The organism is Corynebacterium sp. LK14, assembly GCF_008042215.1.
Taxonomy (GTDB): Bacteria; Actinomycetota; Actinomycetes; order Mycobacteriales; family Mycobacteriaceae; genus Corynebacterium; species Corynebacterium striatum.
In genome coordinates this window covers 114,733-133,412 of sequence record NZ_NOVQ01000006.1, presented here as the reverse complement: position 1 = coordinate 133,412, position 18,680 = coordinate 114,733, and the positions used below count along the sequence as shown (strand labels likewise).

At 60.9% G+C, this 18,680-nt stretch carries 14 protein-coding genes; 6 read left to right on the top strand and 8 right to left on the bottom strand.

All coding sequences use genetic code 11. The features are described from left to right. Positions 1 to 194 precede the first annotated feature (194 nt). The 4 genes from CHU71_RS01930 to CHU71_RS01915 all read right to left on the bottom strand — a co-directional run bounded on the left by CHU71_RS01930 (position 195) and on the right by CHU71_RS01915 (position 4,291). Complete coding sequence (locus CHU71_RS01930) at positions 195 to 935, bottom strand: ABC transporter ATP-binding protein (protein ID WP_168926451.1); 741 nt, start codon at positions 933 to 935, stop codon at positions 195 to 197. Positions 936 to 993: 58 nt separating this feature from the next. Beyond that, positions 994 to 1,995 carry an iron chelate uptake ABC transporter family permease subunit gene (locus CHU71_RS01925; protein WP_166683730.1) on the bottom strand — a complete coding sequence of 334 codons (1,002 nt, stop codon included), beginning with the start codon at positions 1,993 to 1,995 and terminating at the stop codon, positions 994 to 996. A 2-nt stretch (positions 1,996 to 1,997) separates the two neighbouring features. Continuing rightward, a complete protein-coding gene (locus CHU71_RS01920) occupies positions 1,998 to 3,023 on the bottom strand; it encodes an iron ABC transporter permease (RefSeq protein ID WP_147759998.1) in 1,026 nt (341 codons plus the stop codon). Positions 3,024 to 3,098: 75 nt separating this feature from the next. Continuing rightward, positions 3,099 to 4,291, bottom strand: a protein-coding gene (locus CHU71_RS01915; RefSeq protein ID WP_370450472.1) for an IS3 family transposase whose coding sequence is annotated in 2 segments (ribosomal slippage) — positions 3,099 to 4,009 and positions 4,009 to 4,291 — 1,194 coding nt in all. Because the reading frame shifts where the segments join, the coding sequence is not laid out codon by codon here. A gap of 103 nt (positions 4,292 to 4,394) precedes the next feature. On the opposite strand from CHU71_RS01915, the gene CHU71_RS01910 reads away from it, so the two are divergent. From CHU71_RS01910 to CHU71_RS01900, 3 genes are all read left to right on the top strand, one after another. Continuing rightward, positions 4,395 to 5,507 (top strand): ABC transporter substrate-binding protein, encoded by a 1,113-nt coding sequence (locus CHU71_RS01910; protein ID WP_147759996.1) that lies wholly within the window; start codon positions 4,395 to 4,397, stop codon positions 5,505 to 5,507. Positions 5,508 to 5,909: 402 nt separating this feature from the next. Then, positions 5,910 to 9,359, top strand: coding sequence for a bifunctional proline dehydrogenase/L-glutamate gamma-semialdehyde dehydrogenase (locus tag CHU71_RS01905; RefSeq protein ID WP_147759995.1), 3,450 nt, complete (start codon positions 5,910 to 5,912; stop codon positions 9,357 to 9,359). A 149-nt stretch (positions 9,360 to 9,508) separates the two neighbouring features. Continuing rightward, entirely contained in the window at positions 9,509 to 10,900 is a 1,392-nt protein-coding gene (locus tag CHU71_RS01900) for an AI-2E family transporter (protein ID WP_255456372.1), read from the top strand. Between the two features lie 147 nt (positions 10,901 to 11,047). Here the strand turns inward: CHU71_RS01900 and CHU71_RS01895 are convergent, their stop codons facing one another. Genes CHU71_RS01895 through CHU71_RS01880 form a run of 4 tightly spaced genes read right to left on the bottom strand, consistent with a single transcriptional unit; the run spans position 11,048 to position 14,657 of the window. Next, on the bottom strand, positions 11,048 to 11,644 hold the full coding sequence (locus tag CHU71_RS01895) for a nucleosidase (protein WP_147759993.1): 597 nt from the start codon (positions 11,642 to 11,644) through the stop codon (positions 11,048 to 11,050). A gap of 33 nt (positions 11,645 to 11,677) precedes the next feature. Beyond that, positions 11,678 to 12,967 carry a sulfate adenylyltransferase subunit 1 gene (locus tag CHU71_RS01890; protein ID WP_147759992.1) on the bottom strand — a complete coding sequence of 430 codons (1,290 nt, stop codon included), beginning with the start codon at positions 12,965 to 12,967 and terminating at the stop codon, positions 11,678 to 11,680. Continuing rightward, positions 12,967 to 13,875 (bottom strand): sulfate adenylyltransferase subunit CysD, encoded by a 909-nt coding sequence (gene cysD, locus CHU71_RS01885; RefSeq protein ID WP_046646119.1) that lies wholly within the window; start codon positions 13,873 to 13,875, stop codon positions 12,967 to 12,969. The genes CHU71_RS01890 and cysD overlap by 1 nt, the downstream gene beginning before the upstream one ends. Next, positions 13,872 to 14,657 (bottom strand): phosphoadenylyl-sulfate reductase, encoded by a 786-nt coding sequence (locus tag CHU71_RS01880; protein ID WP_147759991.1) that lies wholly within the window; start codon positions 14,655 to 14,657, stop codon positions 13,872 to 13,874. The genes cysD and CHU71_RS01880 overlap by 4 nt, the downstream gene beginning before the upstream one ends. 172 nt (positions 14,658 to 14,829) lie before the next feature. Here CHU71_RS01880 and CHU71_RS01875 point away from each other — a divergent pair, with 172 nt between their 5' ends. The 3 genes from CHU71_RS01875 to CHU71_RS01865 all read left to right on the top strand — a co-directional run bounded on the left by CHU71_RS01875 (position 14,830) and on the right by CHU71_RS01865 (position 18,372). After that, complete coding sequence (locus CHU71_RS01875) at positions 14,830 to 15,252, top strand: hypothetical protein (protein WP_049151374.1); 423 nt, start codon at positions 14,830 to 14,832, stop codon at positions 15,250 to 15,252. A 102-nt stretch (positions 15,253 to 15,354) separates the two neighbouring features. Continuing rightward, complete coding sequence (locus CHU71_RS12745) at positions 15,355 to 15,606, top strand: hypothetical protein (protein ID WP_187272006.1); 252 nt, start codon at positions 15,355 to 15,357, stop codon at positions 15,604 to 15,606. 111 nt (positions 15,607 to 15,717) lie between these two features. Beyond that, a complete protein-coding gene (locus CHU71_RS01865; protein ID WP_147759990.1) occupies positions 15,718 to 18,372 on the top strand; it encodes a (Fe-S)-binding protein in 2,655 nt (884 codons plus the stop codon). The last annotated feature ends 308 nt before the right edge of the window (positions 18,373 to 18,680 follow it).

Here is an 18,680-nt window from a genome sequence, read left to right as displayed (position 1 = left end):
GTTGATAGTGCGCGACTCAACTTCTGCCGCGTCCAGTCAGTGACTCTAACAGAAGCACCGCCCAAAGTCATCCAAACCTGAGCGCCGGTCACTCAACCTACACAACGCGGACAAACGCAAAGTTGTTCCCAATCGACTCAACTTTTTTATTTATTGCCAGCACGCTGGGAAAACAAACCCGCTTTAGTGGAGACTCACCCCACAGGGACAATTGCCGGCTCACCGTCCACATCTACAACGCGGACCGTCAGCCCATAGAGTTCCTCAATAAGGGCAGGGGTAATGACCTCGCGCGGCACGCCCGCGTCCCACACCGTTCCATCTTTCATCGCCACAACGTGATCCGCATAGCGCAATACATGCGCCAAATCATGAATGACCGCAATGAGAGTTTTACTTCCTGCCAGCTGCCGCATCAGCCGCATGAAGGAATGCTGGTATCCGATGTCAAGAGCGCTCGTTGGCTCATCCAAGAAGAGCACAGGCGTTTCCTGAGCGAGGGCCATAGCCAGCCAAGCACGCTGGCGTTGACCACCAGACAATGCCGCTACCTCGGCCGTCTCCAGTTCTTCAAGGCCTACCTTTGCTAGCGCACGACTAACGGCACGCTCGTCCTCCTCACTCCTCCACCCCATAAATCCTTGGTGGGCGAAGCGCCCGCGCGCAACCAGTTCCCTGACATTGATCCCTTCTGGAGCTATGGATTGCTGCGACATCACGGCGACGCGCCGAGCGTAACTCCGCCGCGAAAATGCGGCTGCATCTTCTTCGCCAATGCGTACCGCGCCCGCGTTCGGCGTTTCCAACCGCGCCAACACCTTCACCAGGGTGGATTTTCCACAACCATTGGGACCAATAATGGCAGAGAATCTCCCGGCTGGAAAAGACACATCCACCGAGTCGAGAATTAACGGGGCAGTCCTCCCATAGGACATGCTCAACCCCTCAGCCCGCACGCTCGGCGCACTGCCACATACTTTTAGCTGGTTCACTTTACTGACCTTTCATTCCAGCAGCTCGGGATTGCCACAGCAGCAGACCCGCCAGGTAGATGCCACCGCCGCAGACCGTAATAAGGCCGGCAGGCAGAGTAATTGGGAAAAACAGCCGCTGCCCTGCCAAGTCGGCAGCGAGCAAGAAAAGAGCACCGAGGACTCCAGAAAGCAACACCGGTGTCCTGTCTGGACGCGAGAGCAACCGAGCCATATGCGGGGCCGCGAGGGCGATAAATGAGATTGGGCCCGCTATCGCCGTCGATACAGCGACAAGAACTGTGCCAACCAGAACCATCACCACACGTGCACGATTCACGTTCAACCCCAACGAACTCGCCGTGCTATCCCCCAGGGCAAGCGCGTCGCACCAGCCACGCAGCAGCAACCCAGCGACGCACGCCACGCCTCCCAGCACCCCCAAGGGGATAACGTAGCCCCAGGACACAGCATTCAATGTTCCAGCCGCCCAAGTCGCCGCACCTAAGGATTGCTCCAACTCGCCGCTTAGAATCAGCCACTTGTTTATTGCTGAAAGAAAGAACGTCACTCCAATCCCCACCACAATCAGCCTTGCTCCCGTGAGCCTTCCGGAAAATGAAAGCCCCATGATGAGTAACGCAGTGACAGTCCCACCCACCAACGCGCCTAGCACAATATTGATTGCGGAACTAAAGCCCGCCAAGGATACCGCGATGACACCGGTATAGGCACCGGTATTAAACCCGATGATGTCGGGCGAGCCCAGAGGATTGTGGGTGAGGATCTGAAAGATGGCGCCCGCTATGCCCAAACACATTCCTACGACAATCGCGGCAACCACCCGCGGAGCACGCCATTGCCACACGACGGTGGCCGCAAAGTCAGTGCTATTGGGATTCGTAGCCACGGACCACAACGCTGCGCTATCCTGCCCGGCACCAGGCGAGAAGAGCGAATAGGCAGCAATGGCTAGCGCGACGATCACAATGCCTGCAAAGGACAAAGCACTTCTCACGCTCACAATCACAACCTCCTTCCAGCGCGATGGGACAACGCGATCAATACTGGGGCACCAATGAGCGATACCGCGACGCCAGCCGGCAACTCAGCCGCGGTGAGGAAGCGGCCTACAATATCGGCGCCCAACAAAAACAAAGGCCCCACCACGGCAGCGGCGACAAGCTGTGCCCGCTCTTCATATACCCCGCACAGCCTGACAACATGCGGGATGACTAATCCAACGAACACAATCACTCCCGCTGCTGCGGTAGCGGTAGCAGCCAACACCGTTACCGCCGCGACAAGCCCCAAACGAGTCAGTTTGAGATTGATGCCGAGACTCGCCGCAACGTCATCCCCCAGAGCAAGGGGCGGCAAGTGGCGAGCAAAGACAATCAGCAGCACCACGCCTACCACTAGCCCGCCGGAGGCAATCACCACTGGCGTCCACGAAGCAACGTCAACGGAGCCCGTCACCCAAGCACGGATTCTCGCAAAGGCGTGAGGATCTATCAGGATCAGCGCGGAGGACAGGCCCTCACATACCGCCCCGATGGCTACACCTGCAAGAATCAGTCTCAGCGGATCAACATCGCCCGCTCTGCCACGCCCTACCGCGGTGACCACCAACATGGTCACTGCCGCACCGATGATGGCTGCGAGCGAAAAAGCAAAAGGTGATTGCCACCCCCACCAGCCCAGAGCAATGGCCGCGGCCAAGCTAGCGCCAACGTTGATACCGAAGACTCCGGTATCTGCCAACGGATTGCGAGTCATAATCTGCAGGACTGCGCCAGCGAGAGCCAAAGCACTGCCCGCACACACGGCAACGAGAGTACGGGGAAGCCGCCTCTCCCACACGATCGAGGAAGCGATACCAGGCTGCCCTCGAAGGGCAGCCAACACGTCACTGAAAGGAATGCTACGCGCCCCCAACGCCAGCGACAGCGCAACACCGATACCGATAATGGCAACGCCAGCAACCACTACCCAACCAAGACGCCGGGCACTTCCTTTGCCGGCGTACACCCCCTGCTCAATCACCAACACCACCCAAATACCTTCACACGCTCACGTTTCCTTAGCTGGGCCTGACCCCCGGAAAGTAGACACGTCAGGGGTTAGCTATGCTGCTTGGGTCAGTGTAGCTGATGTGAGTGCTTCGAAGTCATCGGGGGCTAGAAGGTTGCACCAGGAGTGCCGTCTGCGCGTGTTGTAGCGCATGCACCATCGAAATACTTCCTGCCGGCAGATAATGGGATTATCAAAGGCTTTCCGATCACGTAGAACTTCACGTTTTAAGGTGGCGTTAAATGACTCTGCCAGGGCATTATCGGCACTAGTTCCCACCGCGCCCATGGATTGGCGTACACCAAGTTGGGTGCAGTGGTCCCTAAATGCCTGTGAAGTGTACACACTTCCATGATCAGAATGGAAAATTGCCCCGTTAAGGCTTCCGCGGACTTTCCTGGCATGAGACAAAGCCTCGATAACCAGAGATACCCGCATGTGATCGGCTAGCGCATGACCAACGAGCTTGCGTGAATAGGCGTCAATGACCGTGGCAAGGTACATGTTCTTGCCGCCCTTACACGGCAGGTAGGTGATGTCGCCTACATAGACGCGGTTCGGCCTGTCAGCTGTGAATGTACGGCCTACTAAATCTGGCATGACACGGTGACCAGGCTTGCGCCTAGTGGTGATGCATCGACGCCGTTTACTAAAGCCTTTCAGCCCCATGGATTTCATGATGCGTGCAACCTTCTTATGATTGGTCGGGCCGAAATCCGTATCGTCGTTGAGGCTTGCAGCGATGCGTTTAGCCCCATAAAGCCCGTGCTCATCATCGAAGATGGCCTTGATTCGTGCACCAATAAGAGCATCAGAGTATATCTTTAACCTGCGATTTTCGCGGGTATTGACCCATTTATAAAACGAGGAGCGATTGAGCTTTAACACCTGGCACATCCGCTTAACCGAGTACTCGGTTCGGTGGTCATAGACAAACTGGAAGCGGATCACCAGCGTGTCTCTTCGGCAAAATATTTGGCAGCCTTGCGCAGAATATCGCGTTCTTCGCGCAACTTAGAGACTTCTTTTTCTAGCTGGCGGATTCGCTCAGAATCAGTCGTCGCCTGGGCCTTGTCGCGCATGGCCTTCGTGCGGGCACGTTTGCCGGTGCCGTACTGCTGAAGCCAGGAGAAAAGCGAGGAACGATTGACTCCAAGCTCTGTTGAAGCCGCGTGAAGTGAAAGGTCCTCATTGTTTTCGTAGAGGGCCACAGCATCACGTTTAAACTGTTCGGAGTACCTAGGCATGGTGGTAGATTACCTTTCTTCCCAACCCAACCGGGCTGGATATCAGGTGTCCACCAAACAGGGGTCAGGTCCGCTCGACCTAATTTAGGTTAGACTACCTTTTATGTATATTCGAAAGAAAATCGTACCTCGCACCCCACTTCTCCGACTCACCGCTGTTGGTCTTACCGCAGCAATAGCTCTCACCGGCTGCGCCAGCCTCGAAAACACCAACTCAAACGCTGACGCCTCCAACTCTGCATCCTCACCGTCAGAGAAGAAAACAGGAAAATCCAACTCCGCCGCAGGAAATGACTCCGTGGCAACCGGTGGCGAAGGCTTTGCCGGAGCCAGAGAGAAGACCCGATCCTTCGGCAGCGACGCCGCCCCCGGCCAGTTCCCCCGCACAGTCACGCACGCTCGCGGCACAACCGAGCTCAAAAAGAAACCCCAACGGGTAGTCGTTCTCGAAAGCGGCGAGCTCGACTCCGTCCTAGCCCTTGGCATGAAGCCCGTCGGAATGACCACCTCTAAGGGGCAGAACCCCATTCCTGAATACATGGCCGACCAAGCAAGCGGCATCGACACAGTTGGCACGATCAACGAAGTCAATATGGAAAAGATCGCTTCCCTACAACCGGACCTCATCATTGGCTCGCAGCTGCGCATGGATAAATACTACGACCAACTCAATTCCATCGCCCCCACTGTTTTCTCGATTCGACCCGGATACACGTGGAAAGAAAACTTCCGACTGATCGGGGAAGCCCTCGGTGAGGAAGAACGCACGGAACAAGTCATGGCCGACTATGACAAGAAAATCGAAGAAGTAAAGAAGGTCATTCAGGAAGGACCTGCCACCGAAGACACCACCGTCTCCATCCTGCGCTTCCTGCCAGGAAAAGTGCGCTTGTATGGCCGCCTTTCCCTCATTGGAACCGTGCTTGATGACGCCGGCCTCGCCCGCCCAGCAAACCAAAACATCGAAGAGCTTGCTACAGAAATCTCACCGGAAAACATTGACCAAGCGGACGCTGACTACATCTTCTACTGCAGCTACGGCGATCCTGCCGCTACCGGCCAAGACACCGCCATTGCCACTGAAGCGTTCCAGCAGCTTCCCGCCGTCAAAAATGGCCATGCCATCGAGGTCAGTGATGACGCGTGGGGCCTTGGCCTAGGCCCCCTGGGGGCGCAGACGATCGCCGCTGATCTCGCACAGTATCTCAGCCACTAACACGGGGGTAGTTGACCACCCTCAAAGCAACACCTGTGGGATTGACTCACCCCAACATAAGGGGTTAGCTTTCATGTAAGCGAGATGGGTTACACGTCTACCTGGACTGTGTGGCGGACCATGTTAAGGACACCTATTTTTCGCTGATCCGGCCAGGCCACCGCCTGGCCGTTCCCCACGCAAGAAGGGTGGTCGCATATGAATGCTTACTTCATTAAACAGCGTCGTTCTTCCGACCGGCCGCCAGTTGTGCACGCCAACGTTAAATAGGTCCTCTTTTCACACAGACTGAACAGGTTAATCAGCACCGCACAGAACTTGAGCGAGTGCTGGACTCGATAGTTTGTAACCTTTCCGCCAGGCTGCACCAGTGCGCCTTAAGACCCATAAAGGTTGTAATCCATGACTAACGATGCTCACACCCCCGTGCCCGAATCCACCGACATCGACGCCGCGCTGATCAACGCCGCCGCGGCCCAGGCCCACTCCTGGCTCGCCTCCACCGCCGACGAGCAGGACCCGGCCACAGAACAGCTCGCCGACTTATTGCGCAACCCGGACGGAGTAGCCTTCACCATGGACTTCGTCGACCGCGTCATGCGCCCCGAAGATGACAAGGTAGCCGCCCACGCACTGAAGTCCGTCACCACCACCTATGACGCCTCCTTCCTCGGCCTCATCAACGGTTCCCTCGTAGGTCTGGGCGGTTTCTTCGGGCCCATCCTGCCCAACCTGGTCATGCCGCTGGCACGCATGCGTATGCGCCAGATGGTGGGCCACCTGGTCCTCGACGCTGAGAGCGATGCCCTGAACAAGACCCTGGACAAAGCCGCCGAGTCCGGCGAGCAGCTCAACCTCAACCTCCTCGGTGAGGCGGTGCTGGGCGACGACGAAGCACGCTCCCGCGCCGAGCGCACCCTCAAGCTCATCAAGAACCCGCGCGTGACCTACGTCTCCGTCAAGGCCTCCTCCATGGTGGCCCAGCTCAACCCGTGGGATATCGAGGGTTCCCTGGTCCGCCTCAAGGAGCGCCTGCGCCCGCTCTATGAGGCCGCCGCGCGCCGCCCCGACAGGGTCTTCATCAACCTGGACATGGAGGAATACCACGACCTCCACCTCACGGTGCGCCTGTTTACTGAACTGCTCAGCGAGCCGGAGTTCACCAACCTCGAGGCCGGCATCGTGCTGCAGGCCTACCTGCCAGATACCTTCGACGCCCTGGCCCACCTCGCCGAATTCGCCAAGCAGCGCGTGGCCGAGGGCGGCTCCCACATCAAGATTCGCATCGTCAAGGGCGCGAACCTTTCCATGGAGCACGTCCAAGGTGAGATCCACGGCTGGCCGGCGGCGCCCTATTCCACCAAGGATGAGGTGGATGCCAACTACTACCGCCTGCTCGATTACATCCTGCGCCCCGAGTTCGCCGACTGCGTGCGCATCGGTGTAGCCACGCACAACCTCTACACTGCGGCCTTTGCCTACAAGCTGGGCACCAAGCGCGGTGTCATGCGCATGATGGATTCCGAGATGCTCCAGGGCATGTCCCCGGCCCAGCAGACCGCGGTCCGCAAGGCCTTCGAAGGCCGCCAAATCCTCTACACCCCGGTGGTGCACATGGAGGACTTCGACGTCGCTGTGTCCTACCTGGTGCGCCGTTTGGAGGAGAACTCTGCGCCGCAGAACTTCCTCTACGCCCTCTTCGCACCGGAGGAGCAGGCACTGAAGGACCAAGAGGAGGTCTTCCGCGAGGCCGTCGCACAGCGCTGGGATACCTTCGCCGGCCCGCGCCGCACCCAAAACCGCCTGGAGGAGGCCGAGCAGGCAGCCGGCCGCCAAGCACCGCGCACCGGGCGCTTCGCCAACGAACCGGACACCGACCCAGCCCTAGAAGCTAACCGCGAATGGGCGCTCAAGGCTCTGGCCACCGACCCGGGTGAACACGGGGTGGAGGAGGTGACGGATGCGGGGGTCGTCGATAAGCACGTGTCCCGAGCCGCCGAGCTCGGCGCCGAGTGGGGTGCCCGCCCCGCCGAAGACCGCGCCCGCGCGCTCGAGGCCGTGGCCGATGAGCTGGCGAACCGCCGCGGCGAGTTCATTTCCGTCGCCGCCTACGAGGCCAACAAGACCGTCACGCAGACCGACCCGGAAATCTCCGAGGCCATCGACTTCTGCACCTACTATGCCCAGTCCGCACGCCTGCTGGATAGCTACGCCGCCGAGTTCACGCCCTACCGCGTCACCGTGGTGACCCCGCCGTGGAACTTCCCAGTGGCCATCCCCACCGGCGGCATTGCGGCGGCTCTCGCTGCGGGTTCCGCCGTCATCATCAAGCCCGCGCCGCAGGTCGTACACTGCGCGAAGCTCGTCGTGAAGGCTTTCCGCGCCGGCTTGGAGGCACAGGGCCTCGACCCGGATCTGGTCCAGCTTGTCTTCACCGATGAGGGCGATGCCGGCCGCGCGCTGGTCTCCCACGCCGATGTCGACGCCGTCATCCTCACGGGTGCTTCCGATACCGGCAAGCTCTTCCGCTCCTGGAAGCCGGAGCTCAACATCATGGCGGAGACCTCCGGCAAGAACGCGCTCATCATTACCCCGTCCGCGGATCCAGACCTGGCTATTCAGGACCTGTACCTCTCCGCTTTCGGCCACTCCGGCCAGAAGTGCTCCGCGTCCTCCCTGGTCATCTTCGTGGGCGCGGCCGGCGAATCACAGCGTCTGCGTTCGCAGCTTGTCGACGCCGTCAAGACCCTCATCCCAGGCCCCGGCTACGAGATCACGACCACGATGAATGGTCTGGCCGAGGCGCCAGGCGAGAAGCTTCTGCGCGGCCTGACCCAGCTAGAGCCGGGCGAGACGTGGCTCGTGAAACCGGAGAAGCTGAACGAGGACGGGACTCTGTGGTCCCCGGGTATCCGCGATAACGTGCGCCCCGGCTCCTGGTTCCATGTCAACGAGTGCTTCGGCCCAGTGCTCGGCATCATGCACGCCGAGACCCTCGAGCAAGCCATCGAGTGGCAGAACTCCACCGGCTACGGTCTGACCGGCGGCATCCACTCCCTCGACGACGATGAGATCCAGTACTGGATCGACAACGTCGAGGTTGGCAACGTCTACGTCAACCGCGGGATTACCGGCGCAATTGTCCAGCGTCAGTCCTTCGGCGGCTGGAAGAAGTCCGTCATGGGCCCAGGCGCCAAGGCAGGCGGCCCGAACTACGTCCCGCAGATGGGCACCTGGGCAGACGGCGAGCTGCGCCCACGCGAGGTCGACGTCCCAGCGGCGGTAGCCAACGAGCTGCGTAACCTGGCAAGCCGCGCCGCGCTTTCCGACGCCGACGTCGAATGGCTCTGGCGCGCCGCCGAGCTCGACCAGCTGGCCTGGATGGAAGAGTTTGGTCGCGACCATGACCGCACCGGCCTGATTTCGGAGGCGAACATCTTCCGCTACGTGCCGCTGCTGGACAAGCTGCACGTGCGCATCGGCGAAGGCTTCGCACTGCGCGACGTTATCCGCCAGGTGCTCGCCGCCGCAGTCACCGGAACCACGGTGGAGTACTCCGCTACCCCGGCCGTCGCAGAGCAGCTCGCGGTGCTGGGCATCGAGGTGCGCCAGCTTTCCGATGCCGCCTTCGCCTCCGAGCTCTCCCGCGCCGAGTCTGCCCGTGTACGCACGCTCGGTGAGGTCGCGGACACCACTCGCGAGGCAGCCGTGGAGTCCAACTCCGTAATTCTTGACCGGCCAGTTCTGGCCGACGGCCGTCGGGAGCTGCTGCCGTACCTCCTGGAGCAGGCCGTATCGGTGACCATGCACCGCTTCGGCATCATCCGCTCCGTAGCCGGCATCGAGCGCTAACCCAGCGCCCAGCCGCTACCAGCAGCCAACCGTGGCTGCGTGGCAATCGCCCGTCTCCTGCACTTTTGGGAGACGGGCGGATGTATTTATATGGCAAGATAGTTCAGGTGAAATCCAAAGATACATCTGCCTCATCTGCCAAAGACCCCGTGGCAGTCCCACAGGGCGCGGAACATGCCGAGCACCGGCTACCGCAGCCGATCGTCAGCAATGACGCCGAGGGCGTGGGCTCCGATGCGCCGAAGCCGATTCGCGAGGACCTGAAGACGGAGGTCTTAGCAAAAGATTTCCGCACGCTGGCAAAGGCCTCTGGCCGCCTTATCCTCATCATCGCGGCTGCGGCCATTGCTGGTTACCTGCTGAAATTCCTGTGGACCGGCCTCCTGCCAGTCATCCTGGCCATCTTGGTCACCACGGTCCTCTACCCTGTGACCGCCTGGATGCGCACGAAGTTGCACTTCCCCGGCGCGCTGGCCGCAGCCACGACTCTGCTGGGCTTCTTCGCCATCGTCACCGGCATCTTCGCCGCAATGGCGCCGACCGTGAAAAGCCAGAGCCAGGACTTAATCCAACAGGCCCAAGGCGGCATCGATGAGCTCATCAAGCTCGGCAAGAAGCTCCCTGTCGATATTGACGAGACCAAGGTTCAGCAACTCATCGATGATGTAACCAACGCGGCCAAGGGCCAAGCCTCCAACATCGCCACCGGCGTCATGAGCGGCTTCTCCACGGTCAGTTCCATCGTGGTGACCGTCGTCATCATGCTCTTCCTGACCTTCTTCTTTATTAAGGAAGGCGAGAAGTTCCTACCGTGGATGCGCAAGTACACCGGATTCCCAGCCGGTTGGCACATGACTGAGCTGTGCAACCGCATTTGGAAGACGCTCTCGGGCTACATCCAGGCTCAGGCCACCGTCGCGCTTGTCGACGCCGTTCTCATCGGCCTCGGCCTCATGGTCCTGCAGGTACCGCTGGCATTCGTCATCGGTGTCGTGACTTTCTTCGCGAGCTTCATTCCGCTGGTCGGTGCGATTACCGCCGGCGCCCTCGCCGTTATCGTGGCCCTGGTTTCCCACGGCCTGACAACCGCACTGCTTGCCCTGCTCGTGGTCGTTGCAGTCCAGCAGATTGAGGGCAATGTCCTACAGCCGATCTTGCAGTCCAAGGCTATGGGCCTGCACGCTGCGGTCATCCTTCTGTCTGTCACGGTGGGCTCTGCGCTGGCTGGCATTGTCGGCGCATTCCTCGCGGTGCCGGTGGCGGCGACCATTGGTGTCATCTTCCGTTACCAGGCACTGGTTACCTCCATTCGCGCTGGTGAGGTTGACCCGAACGAGGCGGAGATTGTCACCGGCGCCCCGAAGCCGAAGCGTAAGGCCCGCCTGCAGAAGCAGAAGGAAGACGCCGAGGCCCACATCGATGCTTCCGGCAACAGCCTAGAGCTCGACGCCGCCCGCTCCGTGGAGAAACTCGACCCGGATTCCCCACGCGCCAAGGTCCGCGAGCTCTACAACATGATTGCGCCGCGCCCTTCGGCATAGCCCTCTTCGCGGACCCGCTCTCCAAATGGTGAGGTCGCCCCACAACTCCTGCGGCTACAGTTACCTGCTGGGACGCATGTTGCGTGACCTCACCATTTGTTCCTCACCATTTGGGCCCATCGAAGCACCAGCCCCAAATTCGCCGAGCTAGGAGCGCGGTAGAAAGCCCAATTCCCGCACAGCATCAGCTAGCTCATGTGCAGCTCGGGGAAGCGCATCATCCCAGGCGCCAACGGAGGACTCGTTGGCTGGGTCAGATACTTGCTTCAACAGGGTGACTGGTACGCCAAATCGCTGACACACTGCTGCGATGGCGTAGCCCTCCATGTCACAAAGTCCAGAGTCGACAGCCAAGCGGTCACGAGTAGCAGTGTCGGAAACAAACATGTCACCAGTGGCCAGTCCCTGAACCGGGAACTTGCTACTCGTGGGAAGCTCAATTACCTCAGGCAGCAGGTAGCGGGAGATATCGCTTAGCACTTTGAGCTGGAAATCGTGTTTGACCACGCGGTCAACCTCATAGACCCCATCCAGGTCATCGCGCAGCGCGCCCACCGTGCCGATGTTGACCACGCGCTCCGGCAAAGTACCCTCCTCACGCGCGACGGTGAGGTACTCAGTGAGCGAAATTGCCGCAGGCAGAGTACCAATCCCCGTAACGAGTAAAGGCGTACCTTCCGGAAGAGCGGCTGCTTCTTTATCGACGGCAGCAACAAACAAAATGCGGGCACTGTAATCAATCACATTAAAGAACTCTACCGTTACACCAGTAAAACCCTAGCCGCGCAGGCGCTTGCCCACGAAGCCCGCGGCCAGAGTGTTGCCATTGGCCTGGTCGATGAGCAAGAAGTTACCCACCGCGCCGCGCGCCGCGTAGTCCTCAACAGGCAGCTCAGCCTGCGTTTGCACGGTGATGTACGCGATGTCGTTGAGGCTCGCCTTCTCCGGCGCCTCATCGTCAGCCACACCATCCAAGTCCAGGATGCGGTCTACCGATGCCACGCGGGCCTTGACCAGCGAGGTTCCATAGCGCAGCTTGAGCATCTGCCCCGGCGTGATGTCCTTTTCCGTGAGCACCACCGCAGTCGCAGCGAACTCACGGGCATCGGCCGGGCGGGCGCTGCCCGCCAGCAGGTCGCCACGAGTTAGGTCAATTTCATCGGCCAAACGCAGCACCACCGAATCACCGGCGGTCGCGCGCTCCTCGGGGCCAAGTTCGCCGTCGGTGGTGTCGATGTGAGTGACCGTTGTCGTCCGACCATGCGGCGCGGTCACCTCGTCACCGACCGCAACCGTGCCCGCCTTGATGCGTCCCGCGTAGCCGCGGTAGTCCGAGGCGTGCTCGCGGATGACGTACTGAATGGGGAAACGGAAGTCGAGCTCCTCCGCGCGGCCACCGGTGACGGGGATGGACTCAAGGACCTCCAGCACCGTGGGACCGGTGTACCAGTCCATAGTGGTGGACGGCTCGACAACGTTATCGCCCTTGAGCGCGGAGATGGGTACGACAGTGGAGTCGGTGATGCCCAGGCGATTGGCGATGGAGTGGAAGTCCTCCTCAATGGCGCGGAAGGTCGCCTCGTCATAGTCGACCAAGTCGATCTTGTTCACGGCGAGGATGACGTGGCGCACGCCCAGGAGTGCCGCGACGTTGAGGTGGCGACGCGTCTGCTCGACGACGCCGTGGCGGGCGTCGATAAGCAGCACCACTGCCTGGGAGGTGGACATGCCGGTGACTGTGTTGCGCGTGTACTGCACATGGCCCGGGGTATCCGCCAAGATGAAGGTGCGCTTGTCCGTCGCAAAGTAGCGGTAGGCCACATCGATCGTGATGCCCTGCTCGCGCTCGGCACGCAGGCCGTCGACAAGCAAGCTCAAATCCATGCCGTCGAAACCGCGGTCCGCCGAGGAGCGTTCCATGGATTCTACCTGGTCCGCCAGCACAGACTTGGTGTCATAAAGAAGGCGGCCAACGAAGGTGGACTTACCGTCGTCCACAGAACCCGCCGTGCACAGGCGCAGCGTCTCGCGGGTGGTGAGGCGTTCGACGAGTGAAGAATTAGTCATCAGAAGTAGCCTTCCTTCTTGCGGTCTTCCATGGCGGACTCGGAGAGTTTGTCATCGGCGCGGGTCGCGCCGCGCTCGGACAGGGTGGAAACGGAAATCTCCGCCAGGATTTCCTCCGGGGTCGAGGCCGTGGATTCAACGGCGCCAGTGCAGGACATATCGCCCACGGTGCGATAGCGCACGGTCTTCTTTTTAAGCTCCTCGCCCTCGCGCGGGCCATCCCACTCGCCTGGGCACAGCCACATGCCATTGCGATTGAACAGCTCGCGTTCGTGGGAGTAATAGATGGAAGGAAGCTGCAGCTCGCGTGCGCCGATGTACTCCCAGATATCGGACTCGGTCCAGTTGGAGATTGGGAAAACGCGCACGTTCTCACCGGCCATCTTGCCGCCGTTGTAGAGATCCCACAGCTCTGGGCGCTGGCGGCGCGGATCCCAGCCGCCAAAGGAATCGCGGATGGAGAAGATGCGTTCCTTCGCGCGTGCCCGCTCCTCGTCACGGCGGGCACCGCCCAGCACGGCGTCGTACTGGCGCTGCGCGATGGTTTCAACCAGCGGCACCGACTGCAGCGGATTGCGTGTACCATCAGGGCGTTCCTGCAGCTCGCCGCGGTCAATCCAATCTTGCACCTTAGCCACGTGCAGGCGCGCACCGGTCTCAGCAACCAAGCGGTCACGGAATTCGATGACCTCCGGGAAGTTATGCCCGGTATCAACGTGCAAAAGCTCGAAAGGCACCACTGCCGGTGCGAAGGCACGGCGCGCCAATTCGAAGACCACCACGGAATCCTTGCCGCCGGAGAAAAGCAGGCCGACCTTATCGAACTGGCCCGCTACCTCGCGCAGGATGTGGATGGACTCATTTTCTAAGTCCTTTAAGTGAGGCGAAAGTGTGTTTTTCTGTGTCATTCGTGCAACCCGCATTCTGTCTTGCCGTCTCCAAAAATCCTGCCGGAACGAGCGTCCTCGCCCTTACCCACCGGAAAGGTCAAGGGCGCACAGCCGATAGAGCGATAGCCTTTCAGCGTCAAGGGATGGATAATCAGATCATTGTCCGCGATATAGCGATCCGTATCTGCCAAATCCCAGGTAATCATCGGCGAAATCTTTAACCTTCCGTGCTCGTCCAGGCTCAGCGCCGGGGCCGTGGCGCGATGTTCAGAATCCGCGCGGCGCAGACCGGTCACCCAACCAACGTATGGGTCCATCGCCATGTTCAGCGGTTCTACTTTGCGCATACGGTTATATGCACCGGTATCACGTGCGTAGAGCCTCGGACCATAGATGTCGTCCTGTTCCTCCGGGCTCAGCAGCGGTTTCACGCGGACTAGGGGGAGGTCCGCATAGCGCTCCTCAACCTCGTTGGCGACAGCCAGCGTCTCCGGGAAGTGCCAGCCAGTGTCGATGAAGAGCAGGTCTGCGTCTAGCTGTGCGCGGTGCGCGAGCTCCGCCAGCACCGTGTTTTCCATCGACATCGTTACTGCCAGCCGGCCCGGCGCGTGCTCTGCGGCCCACGCCATGATGTTTTCGGCGGATTCTGCATAGAGCTTGTCCGCCCATTCATCGACAAGGCGCTCGTTTTTCGCGGCAATATCTTGGTTGAGCGGCGCGGTATCGCGCGTGCCTTCCGGGCTAATGCTGGGGTCGCGGTAGGGCTTGTCGCCGTCCAGCAGGTTTAACGATTGGGTCATGCCGACTCACTTTAGGCAAGGCGGCGCATTCGTGCAGCATAAGTTGCGCGCTGAGCACGCGAATAGGCCGATGAGCTTGGGGCAATGCAAGAATAAAAATTGCCAGAACTGAACAGCTCGGACTAGATTATTAGACAAAACAGTCTATAAACAATAAACCAAGGAGGTTTCCATGCAGCGTGTCGCAATCGTCGGCGATGGCCCGGCGGCGCTATCCACAGCTGAAAGGCTCATCGGCGCCGGCATGTGTGTGGACCTCGTCTGCGCCAAGCCCGCCCCCTTCGGTTTGCTCCGTCGCTTCGCCGGCTTAGCCGGTGTCCGCCATGAGGCCGCCGCCAGCCCCTGCCCCGCCGGTACCGCCCCGCGCCTGCGCCTTTTCGGCAACGTGCGCGTGGGCGAAGGCCGCGAGGCAGACATCACCGCCCGCGAGCTCAGCCAGTTGGCCGCACACTGCGACCGCCGCCTTCTCCCCCTAGAACTGGCTGCCCGCGGCGTGGCCTTTACCTCTTGGGAAGGGCTATACCGGCCCACCGAGCAACCCGAAGACTGGGCCACCGTCACCCGCCGCGCGCAACTTGCGCCAGTCTGTTTTTAGCGACCAAACGTGATTCAGCCGATACCACCTGTACGCGGCTAGTCATGTTCTTCATATTCGCATTCTGGTCTCTCGCTCAACGCTGACATTATCGACAACGGCGTGGCCAAGGTGGACATTGACTACATCTGGCACACCGGCGGCATCGTCATGACGGTGCGCGAGGATGCCGGACTGTCCTGGTTGGTCTGGGTCTCCGTGGCGGTTCTCCTCGGCGTGGTCACCGCCGCGAACGTACGTCAGGCCCTGCACGAGAGCCCGCTGCTTGACGACGCCACGATGGTGGCCGTCGCCCAGCGTGTGTCCTCCCTCATGGACGCCGACCAAATCCTAGTCATGGAAGCGCCGCGCTAAGAACTCAGCCGCGCTCGGCTCGAAAACCGCGATGAATACCAACTCCCATCTTTGCGCGCCCACCGTTTAGGCTGTTTATATCTGCGCGCAACTTTATAAGGAGTCCGTGAAATGACAGCCGTCTTCGGTTGGCTAGCCATCCTCGTTTCGATCCCCGTGTGGGGCTACTTTGCGTACCGGGCATGGGGCATGTTCGCTTTCATTCGCTCCGGCGGGCCAACCCTGCTGCAGCGTTTCGACCACCTCGGCAAGCGCCTGTGGAGGGTCGTGGTGGAAGTATTCGGTCACACGCACTTCAAGGGCCGCCCCTTCGTCAACGCGGCACACTGGGCAGTCATGGTGGGGTTCCTCTTCGGCATCCTCGTCTGGTTTGAAGCCTATATCCAGACCTTCGCGCCGTCGCGAGGCTGGCCGCTGCTATCGCATTGGTCGGTCTATCACTTCATCGAAGAGGTCCTCGGCATCGCCACCGTTGTGGGCATTAGCTTCCTCATCGGTGTTCGCCTCAAGTATGGACACACCGAGCGCGGCTCCCGTTTCTACAACTCTCAGGCAGGCCCCGCCCGCATCGTCGAGGCCGTAGTCTTCCTGGAGGGGCTTGGAATGCTACTGGTCAAGGCGTCGAAAATCGCGGCGTTTGGCCACGGCTCCCCGTGGGCGGATTTCCTTTCCATCCACCTGGCCAAGCTGCTTCCCGCCTCGCCGGCGCTGGTGTCCTTCTTCGCGCTGTTCAAGCTGCTTACCGGCCTGATTTTCATCTTCCTGATTTCGCGCCACTTCACCTGGGGCGTCATGTGGCACCGCTTCATGGCGTTTTTCAACATCTTCTTCCAACGCAACGTCAGCGGCGACAAGGCACTCGGCTCCCTTCCGACCCCGGACCTCGAAGAAGACATCGCCCCCGGCAGCTGGAAGATGCTGCTTGATACCACCTCGTGCACCGAGTGCGGCCGCTGCCAGGACCTTTGCCCGGCGTGGAACACCGAGAAGCCGCTGAGCCCGAAGAAGTTCGTGATGGACATGCGCGATGCCGCGGTCGAGAACTACAACCCGCACGAGGGCGTCAACGTGTTGGCTCTGGCAAACGCCATTGACGACGCCGTCCTCTGGTCCTGCACCAACTGCGGCGCCTGCGTGGACCAGTGCCCGACCGATATCGAGCACATCGACCACATCGCTGACCTGCGCCGCTTCAAGGTCTTGGCGGAATCCGACTTCCCCTCTGAGTTGACCGGACTGTTCAAGAACATTGAGACCAAGGGCAACCCGTGGGGCCGCAATAACTCTGAGCGCCGCGCCTGGATCGATGAGGCACGTGCCGACGGTATCGAGGTGCCTGTCATCGGCGAGGACGCCACGGACTTTTCCGACATGGAATACCTGTTCTGGGTCGGCTGCGCCGGTGCCTACGACGAACAGGGCCGCAAGACCACCCGCGCCGTGGTGGACCTGCTGCACACGGCGGGCGTGAAGTTCGGCGTGCTTTCTACTGGTGAGACCTGCACCGGCGATCCCGCGCGCCGCGCCGGCAACGAGTTCCTGTTCCAGATGATGGCGCAGCAAAACGTTGAGACCCTGAACAACGCTTTCGAAGGCGTTCCGGAAGGCCAGCGCAAGATCATCACCACCTGCCCGCACTGCTTCAACACGCTGCGTAACGAATACCCAGACTTCGATGGGCACTTCGACGTCTTCCACCACACCCAGCTGCTCAACCGCCTAGTGCGTGAGGGCCTGCTCAAGCCGATCCCGCGTACGCCGGAGAACCGCAAGCCTATTACGTATCACGACCCTTGCTTCCTAGGCCGCCACAACAAGGTCTTCGACCCGCCGCGTGAGTTGCTGGAAGCCACTGGCGTTTCCCTCCGAGAGATGGACCGCAACCGCGACGAGGCCTTCTGCTGTGGCGCTGGCGGCGCGCGCATGTTCATGGAGGAAAAGCTCGGCACCCGCATCAACGAGTTCCGCGCGGAGCAGGCCATCGCCACCGGCGCGGAGGAGATCGCCACGGGTTGCCCGTTCTGCAACGTCATGTTCACCGGCGGCGTTAAAGCACTTTCCGACGCCCCCTCCCCCAACGTCTCCGACGTCGCCCTCATGCTGCGCTCGTCCATTGCCGACGCCGACGGCACCTTGCCGCAGCCGCGACCGAAGGCCTTCTTGGGCACGCCTACCCGCCTGCGTGCGCCCGAAAAGCCAGCTGCCCCGGCCTCCCCGGCTTCTCCTGTGTCTCCTGCGTCTCCCGCGTCTCCTGCGTCTTCAGCTGCAACGACCGCCGACCCCGCTGCGCCGACCGAAACAACCGCCAGCGCACCTACCACCAAGGCTGCTGCTCCGGCCGCTCCCGCTCCGGCCGCACCCCCGGCTCCTGCAGCTCCCGCCGCGCCAGCAGCACCAATGCCGCCGGCAGCACCAGCAGCGCCAGCACCAACTCCGCCCGCACCGCCAGCCGCGTCGGGCGCCACACCGCCACCTGCACCTGCAGTTCCCGCCGCGCCAGCTGCACCAGTGCCGCCGGCAACACCAGCAGCGCCAGCACCAACTCCGCCCGCACCGCCAGCCGCGTCGGGCGCCACACCGCCACCTGCACCAGCAGCACCGAAGGCTCCAACACCGGCGCCGCCAAGTGCACCGGCTGCTCCTGGCACAACTTCACTGCCAAAGGCACCAACTCCGCCAGCAGCACCACAGTTGAGTGCGGATACGCCGCAGCCACCAACTCCGCCTGCACCGCCTGCACCGCCTGCACCGCCGGCCGCTGACTAATTTCGTGAATCTGGAGCAACGACTTCTTTGAATTGCTCCAGATTTTGTATTTTGGGGTGCCGGAAGTGTGTGGACTCTGAGGGCGTTTTTAAAAGTGCACCCCTGGAAAACCAGACCTTGAGGTCGCGATTAAAAAGTTTAGCCATGAAACTATCCGCGACCTGGAGGTCTGAATATCCAGGTGTGGGGTTCCAGGTCTGGGCTTTTGCGAGGAGACGGAGAAACGCGAAACAGCAACGCCACGACGGCATGAAACACGCGCCCAGAGATACAGCGTGGCCAGATATACAGCGGGCCCAGCAACACGA